Origin of the sequence: Desulfovibrio sp. X2, assembly GCF_000422205.1 — a bacterium.
Lineage (GTDB): Bacteria > Desulfobacterota > Desulfovibrionia > Desulfovibrionales > Desulfovibrionaceae > Alkalidesulfovibrio.
On sequence record NZ_ATHV01000004.1, the window covers coordinates 174,141 to 188,934 of the forward strand.

The 14,794-nt window shown below is 69.8% G+C and carries 13 protein-coding genes; 10 read left to right on the forward strand and 3 right to left on the reverse strand.

Annotation, left to right across the window (positions count from 1 at the left end; all coding sequences use genetic code 11):
* Positions 1-7: 7 nt before the first annotated feature.
* The 8 genes from DSX2_RS02255 (at position 8) to glpK (ending at position 8,481) form a co-directional block, all read left to right on the forward strand.
* The gene (locus DSX2_RS02255; RefSeq protein ID WP_020879409.1) at positions 8-334 is read left to right on the forward strand and encodes a hypothetical protein; all 327 of its coding nucleotides are present in this window, start codon (positions 8-10) and stop codon (positions 332-334) included.
* A 36-nt stretch (positions 335-370) separates the two neighbouring features.
* The gene (locus DSX2_RS02260) at positions 371-1,495 is read left to right on the forward strand and encodes an OmpA family protein (protein WP_020879410.1); all 1,125 of its coding nucleotides are present in this window, start codon (positions 371-373) and stop codon (positions 1,493-1,495) included.
* A 118-nt stretch (positions 1,496-1,613) separates the two neighbouring features.
* Positions 1,614-2,303, forward strand: a complete 690-nt coding sequence (locus DSX2_RS02265) for a response regulator (RefSeq protein WP_020879411.1) — start codon at positions 1,614-1,616, stop codon at positions 2,301-2,303.
* A gap of 145 nt (positions 2,304-2,448) precedes the next feature.
* Entirely contained in the window at positions 2,449-2,889 is a 441-nt protein-coding gene (locus tag DSX2_RS02270) for a response regulator transcription factor (protein ID WP_020879412.1), read from the forward strand.
* A 595-nt stretch (positions 2,890-3,484) separates the two neighbouring features.
* Entirely contained in the window at positions 3,485-4,447 is a 963-nt protein-coding gene (locus DSX2_RS02275; protein ID WP_020879413.1) for a sugar-binding transcriptional regulator, read from the forward strand.
* A complete protein-coding gene (locus tag DSX2_RS02280; RefSeq protein ID WP_020879414.1) occupies positions 4,444-6,084 on the forward strand; it encodes a glycerol-3-phosphate dehydrogenase/oxidase in 1,641 nt (546 codons plus the stop codon). Before DSX2_RS02275 ends, DSX2_RS02280 begins: the two co-directional genes overlap by 4 nt.
* 125 nt (positions 6,085-6,209) lie before the next feature.
* Complete coding sequence (locus tag DSX2_RS02285; protein WP_020879415.1) at positions 6,210-6,956, forward strand: MIP/aquaporin family protein; 747 nt, start codon at positions 6,210-6,212, stop codon at positions 6,954-6,956.
* 31 nt (positions 6,957-6,987) lie between these two features.
* Positions 6,988-8,481, forward strand: a complete 1,494-nt coding sequence (gene glpK / locus DSX2_RS02290; protein WP_020879416.1) for a glycerol kinase GlpK — start codon at positions 6,988-6,990, stop codon at positions 8,479-8,481.
* Positions 8,482-9,089: 608 nt separating this feature from the next.
* Here the strand turns inward: glpK and DSX2_RS02295 are convergent.
* The 3 genes from DSX2_RS02295 to DSX2_RS02305 are packed head-to-tail and all read right to left on the reverse strand — an operon-like array spanning position 9,090 to position 12,238.
* Positions 9,090-9,794, reverse strand: a complete 705-nt coding sequence (locus DSX2_RS02295; RefSeq protein ID WP_020879417.1) for a class I SAM-dependent methyltransferase — start codon at positions 9,792-9,794, stop codon at positions 9,090-9,092.
* A gap of 1 nt (position 9,795) precedes the next feature.
* The gene (locus tag DSX2_RS02300; protein ID WP_020879418.1) at positions 9,796-10,944 is read right to left on the reverse strand and encodes a DUF3419 family protein; all 1,149 of its coding nucleotides are present in this window, start codon (positions 10,942-10,944) and stop codon (positions 9,796-9,798) included.
* Entirely contained in the window at positions 10,937-12,238 is a 1,302-nt protein-coding gene (locus DSX2_RS02305) for a radical SAM protein (protein WP_020879419.1), read from the reverse strand. Before DSX2_RS02305 ends, DSX2_RS02300 begins: the two co-directional genes overlap by 8 nt.
* Positions 12,239-12,482: 244 nt before the next feature.
* On the opposite strand from DSX2_RS02305, the gene ahbC reads away from it, so the two are divergent.
* Both ahbC and hemB read left to right on the forward strand, forming a co-directional pair.
* Positions 12,483-13,733, forward strand: coding sequence for a 12,18-didecarboxysiroheme deacetylase (gene ahbC / locus DSX2_RS02310; RefSeq protein WP_020879420.1), 1,251 nt, complete (start codon positions 12,483-12,485; stop codon positions 13,731-13,733).
* Between the two features lie 64 nt (positions 13,734-13,797).
* Positions 13,798-14,769: a porphobilinogen synthase gene (gene hemB, locus DSX2_RS02315; RefSeq protein ID WP_020879421.1), complete on the forward strand. Its 972-nt coding sequence runs from the start codon at positions 13,798-13,800 to the stop codon at positions 14,767-14,769.
* Positions 14,770-14,794 lie beyond the last annotated feature (25 nt).

Here is a 14,794-nt window from a genome sequence, read left to right on the forward strand (position 1 = left end):
GACGAGCATGAAGATCCTCGACTGGCTCAGGGGCAAGATGGGAAAGGACGGACGCGGCGACGCGGACGCCCGGACGCTGTGCCGCCTGGCCTGCGAGGTGCGCGACATGGCCCGCGCCGTCCTGGTGCTCGGGGCCTGCGACGACGAGCTTGCCGAGCGCGTGCGGCGCATGCAGGAGGAGATGGACGAGCTGGCGAAGCTGGCCTCCGGGCCGCGCTTCGGGCGGCTTCCCCTCTCGCGGCGCATCGCCCTGCGCGAGGGTCTGGACCGGTCGCGCAAGCGGCTGATGCAGACCATGCAGGCGGCCCCGGCCCCCACACAGCGCCTGCAGTAGCCTGCCGTCTTCCCGCCGCACCATCGGGAGTGCGTCATGAATTTGACCCGTCTGTGCGCGTGCCTGCTCTGCGCGCTGCTGCTCTCGGCCTGCGCCGACGTGCAGCCGCGCCTGACCCAGCCGTCCGACGTCGTGATCGACCAGAACGTCGAGTCCACGCCGCTTCGCATCTACGTCTCGCCCAGGAACGCGCCCATGCGCGGGCTTTCCGTGGTCTACCTGCCGTTCCGCGTGTCCCAGAACATGGAGGACCCGCGGCTCATCGGCAGCCAGGTCATGGGCGTCTTCTGGGAGACGTGGATGGAGAAGAAGCTCTTCGCCACTCAGGTCTTCCTGGGCGACACCTACTACTACAGCCAGGCCCAGGCCGCGAAGCTCGGCCGCGAGAAGGGCGCGGACCTGGTGGTGACGGGCGAGATAAGCCATTTCCTCGACGGCGGCAGCAACTCGGATTCCGCGGTCTCGCTGCGCGTGGACGTCATCGACTCCAAGACCGGCGAGCTCGTCTGGTCCATGGCCGAGGCCGGGCGCATGGAGCGCGTCCTCAAGGAGGACTACGTCATCATCAAGCGCACCTACCGCCTGCCCAACTCCGCGGTGGAGAGCATCGTGCGCCACATCTCCGAGGACATGGCCGTGCCGGTGCGCGAGTGGTCGGACCGCTACGGCTTCGCCACGAACGCCGACGAGATCGTGGCGGGCCTCGCGGCGCCGCGCCGCGCCGCCTCCCAGGGCGGCCGGGCCAAGGGCAGCTTCAAGGCCATGGAGTACGCCCCGGACGGCAGCGAGCGCGCGATCACCGAGACGGACCCGCTGCTCGGCGTGAACCTCAAGGTGGAGTTCGACTTCGACAAGTGGAACATCCGGCCCGACGCCGCGACCATCCTGAACGAGCTGGGCAAGGCCCTGCGCTCGCCCGAGCTCGCGGGGCGAAGCTTCACCCTGCGCGGCCACACGGACAACTACGGCACGGACGAGTACAACATGCGTCTCTCCCTGCGCCGCGCCAACTCCGTGAAGAACTACCTGGTCAAGAACTTCGGCCTCGACCCGGCCCGCCTGAAGGTGCAGGGCTTCGGCGAGAGCATGCCCATCGCGAGCAACGACACGCCCGAAGGGCGCCAGCTGAACCGCCGCGTGGAGGTGGTGAAAAATCCCTGATTGCCTCCGGCCGCGAAAGTCGTCTACAAGGGTCGGCATCATGAGCCACGCACAGCCTGACGCCCAGCCCGGGGCACGGCGCGCCGCCCCCCCTTCCGCAGACCGAAGGGGGGCGCGCGTGCTGGTGGTCGAGGACGAGCGGGTGAGCGCCATGCACACGGAGCGCATGCTGCGCCGCGCGGGCTTCTCCTCCCGCCTGGCCGGATGCGGCGAGGAGGCCCTGGCCGCCTTCGCCGCCGAATCCTTCGACGCGGTGCTCGTGGACCTCGGCCTGCCGGACATGGACGGGCTGACCCTGGCCGCCCGCATGCGCGAGATGCGCGCGCCCTCCTGCCCGGCTCCGACGCTCATCGCCCTGAGCGGCGACGCGCCCGAGGAGGTCATGGAGCGCGCCGCGCCCGGCCTGCTCGACGGCGCCCTGGCCAAGCCCCTGTGCGCGGACGCCCTGCACTGTCTGCTGCGCCCCTTGCAAGCCCAAGAGCCGACAAAGCCCGATTTCTCCCTCCTGGACGACGACGCGAGCCTGGCGCGCGAGTTCGCCGCGCTCTTCCTGGAGGACCTGCCCCACCGCCTGCGCAGGCTGCACGCCGCAATGGCCGAGGGCGACTGCGCGAGCCTGTGCCGCCACGCCCATTCCCTGAAGAGCACCACGGCCATGGTCGGCGCCGATGGCGCCTCCGAGGCCGCCCGGGGACTCGAGCGCGCCGCCCGCGCCGAGCGCATCCGCGACTGCCCGGCCCTGCTCGCCGCCCTGGAGCGGGACCTCGAGGCCGTCCGTTCCGGCCTCGCCCGCTTGACTAGTTTCTGATCGATCCTACATCATCTTCGTCGGGTTCATGACACCCGCGCGGCAGGGCCGCGAATGCCCGCGTGGCGGAAGCTGCCGGGCACGACCGTTTCCAGGCGATAACGACTCGCGTTCATTCGGCAACTCTTGCGCAAAGGACGGTCGCATGAAACGGATTCTGGTGATCGACGACGACGACGCCATGCGCGGCATGGTCTGCGCGGTGCTCGCGCGAGAGGGCTACGAGGTGCTCGACGCGGCGGACGGCGAGCAGGGGATCAGGCTGCGCAGCGAGCTGCCCGGCGACCGCCCCCTGGACCTCGTGATCGTGGACATCTTCATGCCGGACAAGGACGGCCTGGAGACGATCATGGAGCTGCGCGGCACGGGCGAGGGCTGCCCCATCCTGGCCATGTCCGGCGGCGGCGCCATCGGCGAGATGGCCTTCCTGGACTACTCCTGCAAGTTCGGCGCGCAGGCCCTGCTGGCCAAACCCTTCCCGCCCTCGGTCCTCCTGGCCGAGGTGCGGCGCCTGCTCGACCCGGCCTCGGCAACGGACGATGCGCCGGGCGCAGGCCGAGCCTGCGTCCCCTCCGACGGCGCCTAGCCGCGCCCCGTCCCCTTCCCCTCCCGAACCTTTCCAGGACCCCGCCCCGCGGGGTCCTCTTTTTCGTGTCGCTTCCATGACGCCCGCGTTTCGCAGAAACAATCCGGAATACTTGAGCCATTCGCATTTCCCCCGATCGGCGGCCTTGCCTCTGGGCGCAGACGGCCTCTCCCCGAGCGCCTTGCGCGGCAGGCCGTCCGCGCCAGGCCCTTCTCCCCCCTCCGCGCGGCGCCTGCGGCGCGCCGTGTTCGCGACAACGATCGAGGAGCCTGTCCGGCAACATTTTTGCCTTGCATTTTTTCACCGAAGTGCAACAAATGTCCACGCAATGGACATTTGTTCGGGCGAGAGGTGCCGGATGTCGTTCGCCGCAGGGTCCAGCAGCACAGCAGAGTCTCATGCCGCTTCCACGGCTTCGCGCTTCCCGGGCTTGCCGGCTCCGGGAGCCGCTGTTCCGTGCGGCGCGGCCCCGGGCAAGGCGCCCGCCTGCTCCCGCTGCGCCGCGGCCTTCCGCACCCTCCGTCGCCGGGCCCGGCCCGGCCTGTACGGTCCGGCCTGAAGCCGGGCGAACTGTTCGACGCAGCGGGAGGACGGGATGGACAACACCCCCGAGGAACAGCAGATGCTCAGCCGCATCGCGTGGGCCTACTACGTGAACGGCATGACCCAGGCCGAGATCGCCTCATGGCTGGGGCTTTCCCGCGCCCGCGTGGTCAGGCTGCTGCAGCTCTGCCGCGACGAAGGCTACGTGCAGATCACCGTGAACACCGACAAGGCGGCCTGCCACGAGCTCGAGCGCGACCTGGAGTCGGCCTTCGGCCTTACGCGCGCCGTGGTCGTGCCCGCGCCGCAAAACCACCGCCACCTGAACACCGATCTCGGCCAGGCCGCGGCCCACTACCCGGCGGGCTGCCTGCGCGACGGCAACTCGCTCGGGCTCGGCTGGGGCACCACGGTCGCCGCCGCGGCCACCTCCGTGCCGCCCGAGCCCGCGCAGGGGCTGACCGTGGTCTCCCTCTACGGCGGCCTGCCGCACAGCATCGTGGTCAACCCCTACGAGATCGTGGCCACCTTTTCGCGCCGCCTGAAGGCGGCGCAGACCTACTACATCGCCGCCCCCATGTTCGCCCCGAGCCCCGAGGCGCAGCGCCTGCTGAAGTCGCAGGAGCTGTTCCGCGCGGTCTACGCGCAGGCCATCCAGGTGGACATAGCCTTCATCGGCCTGGGCGAGCTGGACCCGAGCGCCACCAACCTGGTGCTCGGCGCCATCACCCAGCAGGACGTGCGCTCGCTGAAGAAGGCGGGCGCGGTGGGCGAGGTTTTCGGGGCCTTCGTGGATCCCTCCGGACGCCCGGTGGACCACCCCCGCAACGCGTGCTTCATGGGCCCCACCCTGGAGGAGGCGCGCGACATCCCCCTGACCATCGCGGCGGCCGGAGGCGAGAGCAAGGAGCCCATCATCAGGGCGGCCCTCGCCGGAGGCTTCGTCAACGTGCTGGTCACGGACGAGATCACCGCCGGGCGGCTGCTGCAGCCCGGCAAGGGAGAACGGCAATGAACAGGAAGGACCTGCTGGCGCGCCTGAAGGCGGGCAAGGAATTCGACCTCCTGGTGGTCGGCGGCGGCGCCACCGGCTGCGGCGTGGCCCTGGACGCCGCCACGCGCGGGCTCGACGTGGCCCTGGTGGAGCGCAGCGACTTCGCCTCGGGCACCAGCAGCAAGAGCACCAAGCTCGTGCACGGCGGCGTGCGCTATCTGGAGAAGGCCATCAAGAAGCTGGACCGCGAGCAGTTCATGCTCGTGGTCGAGGGGCTGCACGAGCGCGGCAGGCTGCTCAGAAACGCCCCGCACCTGGCCCACTCCGTGCGCCTGCTCACGCCCGTGAACTCTTTTTTGGAAGCGGCCTACGTCTACTGCGGCCTGGTCCTCTACGACCTCCTCGCGGGCAGGCTGGGCCTCGGCCGCAGCTCCGTGGTCACGCGGAAGCGCGCGAAGGAGCTCTTCCCCACCCTGTCGCTTACCGGCTGCAAGGCGGGCATCATCTACTCCGACGGCCAGTTCAACGACGCCCGCATGGCCGTGACCCTGGCCCGCACGGCCAACGCCCACGGCGCCGCCTGCCTGAACCACGTGGAGGTCACGGGGCTCGTGCGCGAGGCGGGCAAGGTCTGCGGCGCCGCGCTGCGCGACGGCCTCTCCGGCGAGGAGTGGACCGTGCGCGCCAAGGGCGTGGTCAACGCCACCGGCCCCTTCGCCGACTCGCTGCGCCGCATGGACGACCCGGCCGCGCCGGACATCCTGAAGGTCAGCTCCGGCATCCACATCATGCTGCCCGGCTCGTTCGCGCCGGAAAACCTCTCGCTCCTCATCCCGCGCACCGAGGACGGCCGCGTGCTCTTCATGATCCCCTGGATGGGCCACGTCATCTTCGGCACCACGGACGAGCCCGCAAGGCCTGAGGCCGATCCCGTGCCCACGCAGGCGGACGTGGACTACCTGCTGGCCTACGCGCGGCGCTACCTGAACCGCCCGGTGGAGCGAAAGGACGTGCTCGCGGCCTGGAGCGGGCTCAGGCCCCTCGTCTTCGCCCCGGGCAAGTCCAGCACCGAGGAGCTGGCCCGCACGCACGTCATCGACGTCTCGCCCTCGGGCCTTCTGACCATCACCGGCGGCAAGTGGACGAGCTACCGCCGCATGGCCGAGGACGCCGTCGACAAGGCGGACGAGGTCTTCGGCCTGCGCCTCTCGCGTCCCTGCGCGACGAAGGAGCTGAAGCTCCTGGGCTCGCGCGGCTTCATCCCCGGAGCGCACGCCGAGCTTGCGCGCGCGTACGATATCGGGCCCGAGCTCGCCCTCTCGCTGTACCGGCGGTACGGCGACGAGGCGGGCGCGGTCCTGGAGCTTGCCCGGGAAACCGGGCTCACGGGCCTTCTGCATCCGGAGCATCTCTATCTGGAGGCGGAAGTGGTCCACGCCGCGCGAAACGAACTCGCGCGGCACGTTTCCGATGTCCTGGTGCGGCGGTTGCCGCTCGGCCTGGTGAACATCGCCCACGCCATCGAGGTCGGCCCTCGCGTGGCGGAACTCATGGGCGAGGAGCTGGGCTGGGACGCGGGCGAGCGCGAGTCGGAGGCCTCGTCCGCCCGCGAGCTGCTGGCGGGATGGTGCGGCAACGGGGAGTGGTGCGGGCTCTGAGCCCGGCCGTCCCCTGCCGCAGGCGTCTGCATGGCGGGTGACGGCGCCGCCGCGCCCCGGTCCGTCCGGGAAAGGCCGCGCCGAGTGTGTCGGACAACCTTTTGCGTGTCGTGTGTGGAGGAACAATGAACGAACTTTCGTTGCGCAAGGAGATGCTCTCCGAGTTCATGGGGACGCTCGTCCTCATCCTGTTCGGAGCGGGCACCGTGGCCATGACCGTGCTCTTCGGCAAGACCCTGAACATCACCTGGACCAACATCACCATCGGGTGGGGACTGGGCGTGCTGCTGGGCATCATGGCCGCCTTCCCGTCCGGGGCGCACATCAACCCCGCGGTGACCCTCTCCCTGGCCGTGACCGGCCGCTTCCCCTGGCGCAAGGTCATCCCCTACTCCCTGGCCCAGACCGCGGGCGGCTTCGTGGGCGCGGCCCTGGTCTTCCTGGACTTCAAGGCCAAGTGGCTCATGGCCGACCCGACGCTCGTCGGCACGGCAGGCGTCTTCTGCACCTTCCCGGCCATGCCCGGCTTCCTGCCCGGCTTCACCGACCAGGTCATCGGCACGGCCATCCTGATGTTCGGCATCCTGGCCATCGCGGACTTCGGCGCCAAGAGCAACACCTCCTGGACCGGCCCCTTCCTCGTGGCGCTCCTCGTCGTGGTCATCGGCATGGCGCTCGGCGCCATGAACGGCTACGCCATCAACCCGGCGCGCGACTTCGGCCCCCGCTTCTTCGCCTTCGTCTCGGGCTTCACGCAGCCGAACCTGATGAACCCCACCGTGGTCCTCATCCCCATCCTCGGTCCCCTGGTGGGCGGCCCCCTGGGCGCCCTGATCTACGACCGGACCACCGGCGCCCTGCACAGGGACTAGCCCAAGACCACGAACCCAGGAGGAAAAGACCATGAGCGGATACGTTCTTGCCATCGACCAGGGAACCACCAGCTCCCGCGCCATCCTCTTCACCCGCGCGGGCGACATCAAGCAGATCGCCCAGAAGGAGTTCACCCAGATCTATCCCAAGCCGGGCTGGGTGGAGCACAACGCCAACGAGATCTTCGACACCGAGTCCTCGGTCATGACCGAGTGCCTGAGCCGCGCGGGCGTGGACGCCAGCGAGGTCGCGGCCATCGGCATCACCAACCAGCGCGAGACCACCGTGGTCTGGGACCGCCGTTCCGGCACCCCGGTCTACAACGCCATCGTCTGGCAGGACCGCCGCACCGCGGCCATCTGCGACGAGCTGAAGGCCAAGGGCATGTCCGAGACCGTGCGCGAGAAGACCGGCCTCATCATCGACTCCTACTTCTCCGGCACCAAGGTGCGCTGGATACTGGACAACGTGCCCGGCGCCCGCGAGAAGGCCGAGCGCGGCGACCTGCTCTTCGGCACCATCGACACCTGGCTCATCTGGAACCTGACCAAGGGCGCGGTGCACGTCACGGACGTGAGCAACGCCAGCCGCACCATGATGTACAACATCCACACCGGCCAGTGGGACGACGAGCTCCTGGCCATGCTGAACGTGCCGCGCTCCATGCTGCCCCGCGTGGCCGGGTCCTCCGAGGTGGTGGCCGAGACGCACCCCGAGTTCTTCGGCCGCGCGCTGCCCATCTCCGGCATCGTGGGCGACCAGCAGGCCGCGACCTTCGGCAACGCCTGCCTGAAGAAGGGCATGGCCAAGAACACCTACGGCACCGGCTGCTTCATGCTCCTGAACACCGGCGAGTCCGCGCGCATCAGCAAGAACAACCTGCTGACCACCGTGGCCTGGGGCACCCCCGAGAAATGCCTCTACGCCCTGGAAGGCAGCATCTTCATCGCCGGAGCCGTGGTGCAGTGGCTGCGCGACGGCCTGGGCATCATCGGCTCCGCGCCCGAGGTGGAGCAGCTGGCGCTTTCCGTGCCGGACAACGGCGGCGTCTTCCTGGTGCCCGCCTTCGCGGGCCTGGGCGCGCCGCACTGGGACCAGTACGCGCGCGGCGCCATGATGGGCATCACCCGCGGCGTGACCAAGGCGCACATCGCCCGCGCCGCGCTCGAGTCCATCGCCCTGCAGACCCTGGACATCATGGACGCCATGCAGAAGGACGCGGGCGTGGAGCTGAAGGCCCTGCGCGCCGACGGCGGCGCCACGCGCAACAACCTGCTCATGCAGTTCCAGGCCGACATGCTCGGCGTGCCCGTGGAGCGGCCCCGGGTCACGGAGACCACCGCCCTGGGCGCCGCCTACCAGGCGGGCCTGGCCGTGGGCTTCTGGAAGAGCGAGGAGGAGATCGAGCGCATGTGGCAGCTCGACCGCCGCTTCGAGCCCAACATGGACGCCGACCGCCGCGGCCAGCTGATCCACGACTGGAAGCGCGCCGTGGAGCGCTCCATGGCCTGGGCCGAGGAATAGCCCGGGAACAGCCTGCCCACACGACGACACCCAAAAGGGCGCGTGCTCACGCACGCGCCCTTTTTTATCGGGATGCCTCCGGCGGCCAGAGAGGGGCTCCGCGCCCCTCTCTGGACTCTCCCTCGCGAGGCTCAGCCTCGACCGCCACCGCACGCGGCACGACTGGCGAACAGGCAAAGGCCGCCTGGGCGTGAAGGGCCCTGAAAATCTTTTCTCGAATGATGTCCCCGACATCTCCGCCAGGGCGCTCAAAAGGTGTCGGATGCAAGGAGCAAGAAGAGTTCAAGCCCGACGCGTATTCCTGATACGCGAGGGTTTGAACTCTTCGCAGCGACGCCGCAGACGGCGCCTTTTCAGCGCCCTGGCCCAGGCCGCTCAAATAGTGCCGGATGCAAGGAGCAAGAAAAATTCGCGTCCGACGCGTATTCCAAGATACGCGAGGGCGCGAATTTTTCGCGGCGACGCCGCAGATGATGCTTTTTCAGCGACCACCGCCAGGGCGCTCAAAAGGTGTCGGATGCAAGGAGCAAGAAGAGTTCAAGCCCGACGCGTATTCCTGATACGCGAGGGTTTGAACTCTTCGCAGCGACGCCGCAGACGGCGCCTTTTCAGCGCCCTGGCCTGGAGCCGATGAAGGAGAGGTAACGCCAGAGCCCGCCGAAGGCCGGGACAACGCGCTCGACAAGGGGCTCGAAGCGGGCCTTGGCCTGGGACAGCAGGTGGCCCTGCATGCGCACGTGGTTCATGCCCATCCAGCGCTCGAAGGCGCGCGCGGGCGTGTCGTGGAAGTCGACCACGGCCAGCAGGCCGCCGGGCTTGAGATCGCGAAACGCCGCGTCCAGGGCCTGCTCGAAGCCGGGGTTGAACATGGACAGGGCGTAGGAGAAGAGGACGAGGTCGAAGGAACCGGCCTGCACGGGCGCGTCGTAGGCCTGCTCGCGCAGCTCCACGCGCGCGCAGCCGCCCTCGCCGCGCGCGAGCCTGCGCCGGGCCACCGCGAGCATGGAGGGGCAGAGGTCCACGCCCACGATGCGCGCGCCGGGAAAGCGCCGGGCGAGCATGCCGAGGTTCCTGCCCGTGCCACAGCCCGCCTCCAGGATGGACAGCCCGGCGAGCCCGGGCGTGCGGGAGCCCGCCCCTTGCGCTCCGCACAGGGCCTGGGCTGCCAGGTGGCGTTCAGCCTCGGAGACGATGGCGGAGCGGCCGAAGAGGAAGGTCCAGCGCGTGGCGTCGTAGATGCGCGCGTGCAGCCGGTAGTAGCCCTTGAGCGCGTCCGGGCCGCAGGCCCCGTCCATCTTTCCGGTCTCTTCCATGTCAGCCCACCACTGCCAAATGCTGGCTGCCGTAGGTGCCCACGCGGTCGGCCTCGTGCAGGGGCCCGGTCAGCTCGGGCCGGAAGGCCAGGCGCGTGCGCGCCTCGGCCGGGATGAAGCCCGCGTCCGAGCCTGCCGAGCGCATGAGCACGCGCGCCCCGGGCCTGGCCCAGGCGAGGATGAGCCGCCATTCCTCGCGCAGGTCGTGCGGGCGATGGCGCGCCATCCAGTCCTGGTGGTCCAGGAGCACGAAATGGCTGAAGCGCCGCCTGGACGAGGCCAGGAAGCCGGACAGGGTGCCGGTGAAGGCGGAGAGCGCGTCCACCCGCTCGCGCAGGGTCTCGAAGTGCTCGGGCTTCAGGTAGTTGGGGCAGCACCCGGGGCTGTAGGAGCCGGTCAGGTAGACGCGCCAGAAGTAGTTCTGGCCGATGGGCACGCGGGTCAGCACGTGGCGCAGCCGGTCGCGCACGAAGGAGGCGAGCCCGCCCGGGTGCTCGCGCCGGATGATCTCTATCTGCGGCCTGGGCACGCCGAGCAGGGCCATGACGAAGGGCTGGCGCACGGCAAAGGAAAGCAGCGGGTCCCAGAGCCTGGGCTCGATCCTGTCGTAGATCGCGGTCTGCTCGGCCTCGCTCTTCGCCTCCAGGAGCTCAAGGGCCAGGGCGCGCAGCCCCGGCTTCAGCCGCCACAGGATGCGCGACACGCCCCAGGCCACGTCCCCGGCCGCGGCGCGCCAGTAGAACGAGCCGCGGCCCGAGGGCGAGAACCAGCCGATCTTGGCGTCCCAGAATTCCTGGGCATAGCCCGGCAGGCGCGGCCTGACCGCGGCGTAGATGGCCTTGTGGCCCGCGTCCGCGCCCTGGCCGAAGAGCGACCACAGCCAGTCGTGGCGGCCCGTGGCGATGAGCGCGCGCTTGAGCTCGAGGAGCGCGTTCTGGCGGAAGTTCACGTCCACGCAGCACACGGCGCGCGGCCCGTCCAGGAGATAGTCCAGGGCGTTGCAGCCCGCGGAGGTGATGACCACGACCTCGGAGGAGGCGTCCAGGCCGAGCAGGCGGCGGTCCAGGGCCGGGTCCTCCCAGCAGGCGTTGTAGATCAGGCGGCGGCCGTGGATCAGTTCGAAGAGCTTGTCGTGCAGGGCGTCACGCATGGGGCCTCCCCGCCTGCGGCGCGAAGCGCGCCAGGGCGGCGGAATCGGGCGGGCGGCGGGCATCGAACCAGCCGCAGGCGCGGTAGTAGGTGAGGTCGCCGAGCCAGGCGCGGGCGAAGGCCCGGTCCGAGGCGAAGCGGGCGGCCAGGGAAAACGGCGCGGAAAAAAGGGACAGGAGCGGCGCGGCCAGCTCGGAGGGATCGCGGAAGCACTCCCACTCGCAGCGGCGGCAGAAGGCCTTGTCGCGCACGCGGCGCGGGTCCAGGGCCTTGGCCGGGCCCAGCGGCTCGTCGCCCCGGTAGCCGCAGGGATAGGCCTGCATGTCCGCGCAGTCCACGTAGAAGAAATCGATGCCGCCCCGGCAGGGCGCGGAGAACGGCGCGGAGAGGGGCGCGGTTCCGGGCGCTGCCGCGTCCAGGTCGCGGATCAGGGCCATGAGCGAGCTCACGGGCGTGAAGATGCGCATGCGGTGGCGGTGCTGCGGCACGGCGTCTGCCAGGGCGGCGAAGAGCTCGCGCTTCTCCGCGCGGCTGAAGCTGATCATGTCCGCCGCGCTCGAGGCCTGGTAGACCGCGCCGCCCTCCTCTCGGCTCATGGGGTAGCAGGCGTTGGCGATGGTGAAGCCGAGCTCCTCGGCGCGCATGTAGAAGCGCGAGAAGGCGAGGCGCGTGGCCTCGAAGAAGGCCTCGCGCCCGGCGTCCTCGAGATGGGGCAGGGGCTCGCCCCCGCCGGTCAGGCGGTTGATGCCCAGGTTCACGGAGGGATACAGGCCGTGCTCGTGGAAGATGGGCAGGGCGCGCTCGATCCCCGCGACCACGCCGGGCAGGCCGCGGTTTCGCTCGTGGGCCTCGGTCCCGGCCGAGTCCAGGCTGATCCAGAAGGTGGAGAAGCCCGCGGCCAGGAGCTTTTCGGCCAGGGTGTGCACGCGGCGCTCGAACGAGGGGCGGTCCGAGCCGGTGAAGAGGAAGCCGTTGGTCCCGGTGCGCACGTGGGAGATGCCCGCCGCGCGGGCGTGCCGGGCCAGGGCGCAGATCTCGTCCAGGCAGAGCAGCGGCTCGCCGCCGGTGAAGGAGACGGCGGCCACGCCGCGCGCGGCGAGAGCGTCCAGCATGCGCCGCGCGGCGTCCGGCTCCATGGCCGTACGCGGCATGTCGTTGTCGCGACGCATGCCGCACTGCGCGCAGGCGGCGTTGCAGCGGTCCGTGTACTGGATGACGACCTGTCCGGGCAGGCGCCCGCGGGCCAGTCGGCCGAGGATCTTCAGCGAGGCGGAGAATGGTCTGGGTGCGGTCACGTACGGCGTCCTTTGTTCTCCCTGCCTAGCGGCGGACCGTTACGCCCTGGTGTCCATCGTGTGCCGCACCGGCCGCATTTTCCCTTGCCTTGAGGGGTCCAGGCCTTATCCTGTGCGGGCGGGCGCGCCTCCCCGTCCGCTGCCGGACACTGCAGGACCGCCGCGCTCCGACCGCGCGCGGGGCTGTTCAGGGGGGGCGAAATGTGGTAGCCCGCTCTCTTCGCATCATCTTCGGAGGTCACACGTGATCGGCATTTCCAAACTCTTCTGCGGTACGGTGGAGCCCTCGGACGCCCTGCGCTACGGGCGCCATTCCGGCAAGCTCCCTTCCCATCTTCTCCAGTTCTCCAAGGACAAGAAGCCCGTCGTGGTCTGGAACATGACCCGCCGGTGCAACCTCAAATGCATCCATTGCTACGCGCAGGCCGTGGAGGCCGAGGAGGAGCTGGGCGGACGCGACGCCATCTCCACCGCGCAGGCCAAGGCCATGATCGACGACCTTGCCGCCTACGGCGCGCCGGTGATGCTCTTTTCCGGCGGCGAGCCCCTGGTGCGCCGCGACCTGACCGAGCTGGCCAGCCACGCCACGGCCAAGGGCATGCGCGCGGTCATCTCCACCAACGGCACGCTCATCACCAAGGAGAAGGCCCGCGAGCTGAAGGACGTGGGCCTGTCCTACGTGGGCATCTCCATGGACGGCGGCGAGGCCGTGCACGACAAGTTCCGCGCCGTGCCGGGCGCCTTCAAAAAGGCCATCCAGGGCATCGAGAACTGCCAGGCCGAAGGGCTCAAGGTGGGGCTGCGCTTCACCATCAACCGCCACAACGCGGGCGAGGTGCCCACGCTCTTCCGCCTCCTGGAAGACCTGGAAGTGCCCCGCATCTGCTTCTACCACCTGGTCTACGCGGGCCGCGGCTCCGAGATGGTGGCCGAGGACCTGGACCACGCGCAGACCCGCGCCGTGGTGGACCTGATCATGGACGAGACGCGCGCCCTGTTCGAGCGCGGCAAGGAGAAGGAGGTCCTGACCGTGGACAACCACGCGGACGGCCCCTACCTCTGGCTGCGCATGCTGCGCGAGGACCCCAAGCGCGCCGCCGAGGTCCTGGAGCTGCTGTCCTGGAACGAGGGCAACAGCACGGGCCGCGGCATCGGCTGCATCTCCTGGGACGGCCAGGTGCACGCCGACCAGTTCTGGCGCAACCACACCTTCGGCAACGTGCTCGAGCGCCCCTTCTCCGAGATCTGGGACGACCCGAACATCGAGATGCTGCACAAGCTGAAGGACAAGCGGCCCTACGTGGGCGGACGCTGCGCCCGCTGCCGCTTCCTGAACATCTGCGGCGGCAACTTCCGGGCCCGCGCCGAGGCCGTGTACGGCGACATCTGGGCGCAGGACCCGGCCTGCTACCTGACGGACGACGAGATCACGGGCGAGCCCGTGTGCCGTCCGGACGAGCGGGGCGGAAGCGACGAGGCGGCCTGCGCCCGCTAGGCGGCCGCACGACGGCAGAAACGAAACGATCTCCCGCCGAATGCGGGGAGCGAGGAATACGACGATGGACTTCTTCCGCGGCCGTCGCCTGCGCGCCGATCCGGCCATCAGGCGCATGACGGCAGAGACGGAGCTTCGGCCCCAGGACCTGATCCAGCCCTGGTTCGCGTACGAGACCGACGATTCCAAGTACAAAAAGCCCATCGGCTCCATGCCGGGGCAGTACCAGCTGTCCATTCCGGAGCTGCTGCGCCGGGCGGAGAAGGCCGTGAAGAACGGCCTCGTCTCCTGCCTGCTCTTCGGCATCCCCAGGGAGAAGGACCCGCAGGGCTCCCAGGCCTACGCCGAGAAGGGCATCGTGCAGCAGGCCGTGCGCGCGCTGAAGAAGGAGTTCCCGGACCTCTACGTGATCACGGACGTGTGCCTGTGCGAGTACACCTCGCACGGCCACTGCGGCCTCGTGCGCGGGGAGGACATCCAGAACGATCCGACGCTGGAGCTTCTGGCGCGCACCGCGCTCTCGCACGTGCGCGCCGGGGCGGACATGGTCGCCCCCTCGGACATGATGGACGGCCGCGTGGCGGTCATCCGCGAGGCCCTGGACGAGCACGGCCACACGGGCGTCCCGCTCATGTCCTACGCGGTCAAGTACGCCTCCGCCTTCTACGGCCCGTTCCGCGAGGCCGCCGAGGGCGCGCCCAAGTTCGGCGACCGCAAGACCCACCAGATGGACCCGGCCAACCGACGCGAGGCGCTGCGCGAGGCCGCGGCCGACCTCTCGGAAGGCGCGGACCTCCTCATGGTCAAGCCCGCCGGGCCGTACCTGGACATCATTCGCGACCTCTACGAGGCCTTTGACGCGCCCGTGGCCGCCTACCAGGTGAGCGGCGAGTACGCGCTGATCAAGGCCGCCGCCGAGCGCGGCTGGGTGGACGGCACGGCCGTGGCCCTGGAGAGCCTTCTCGGCATCAAGCGCGCCGGGGCCTCCATGATCCTGACCTACTTCGCCGAAGAGCTGCTGCCGCTGCTCAAGTAGGCATCGCGCGAGGAACGCGCCCGAA

What these genes read in the sequence shown, in the direction of transcription:
- DSX2_RS02255 (WP_020879409.1), top strand. Translation starts at nt 8, where the DNA reads ATGAAGATCCTCGACTGGCTCAGGGGCAAGATGGGAAAGGACGGACGC.
- DSX2_RS02260 (WP_020879410.1), top strand. Translation starts at nt 371, where the DNA reads ATGAATTTGACCCGTCTGTGCGCGTGCCTGCTCTGCGCGCTGCTGCTC.
- DSX2_RS02270 (WP_020879412.1), top strand. Translation starts at nt 2,449, where the DNA reads ATGAAACGGATTCTGGTGATCGACGACGACGACGCCATGCGCGGCATG.
- DSX2_RS02275 (WP_020879413.1), top strand. Translation starts at nt 3,485, where the DNA reads ATGGACAACACCCCCGAGGAACAGCAGATGCTCAGCCGCATCGCGTGG.
- DSX2_RS02280 (WP_020879414.1), top strand. Translation starts at nt 4,444, where the DNA reads ATGAACAGGAAGGACCTGCTGGCGCGCCTGAAGGCGGGCAAGGAATTC.
- DSX2_RS02285 (WP_020879415.1), top strand. Translation starts at nt 6,210, where the DNA reads ATGAACGAACTTTCGTTGCGCAAGGAGATGCTCTCCGAGTTCATGGGG.
- glpK (WP_020879416.1), top strand. Translation starts at nt 6,988, where the DNA reads ATGAGCGGATACGTTCTTGCCATCGACCAGGGAACCACCAGCTCCCGC.
- DSX2_RS02295 (WP_020879417.1), bottom strand. Translation starts at nt 9,794, where the DNA reads ATGGAAGAGACCGGAAAGATGGACGGGGCCTGCGGCCCGGACGCGCTC.
- DSX2_RS02300 (WP_020879418.1), bottom strand. Translation starts at nt 10,944, where the DNA reads ATGCGTGACGCCCTGCACGACAAGCTCTTCGAACTGATCCACGGCCGC.
- hemB (WP_020879421.1), top strand. Translation starts at nt 13,798, where the DNA reads ATGGACTTCTTCCGCGGCCGTCGCCTGCGCGCCGATCCGGCCATCAGG.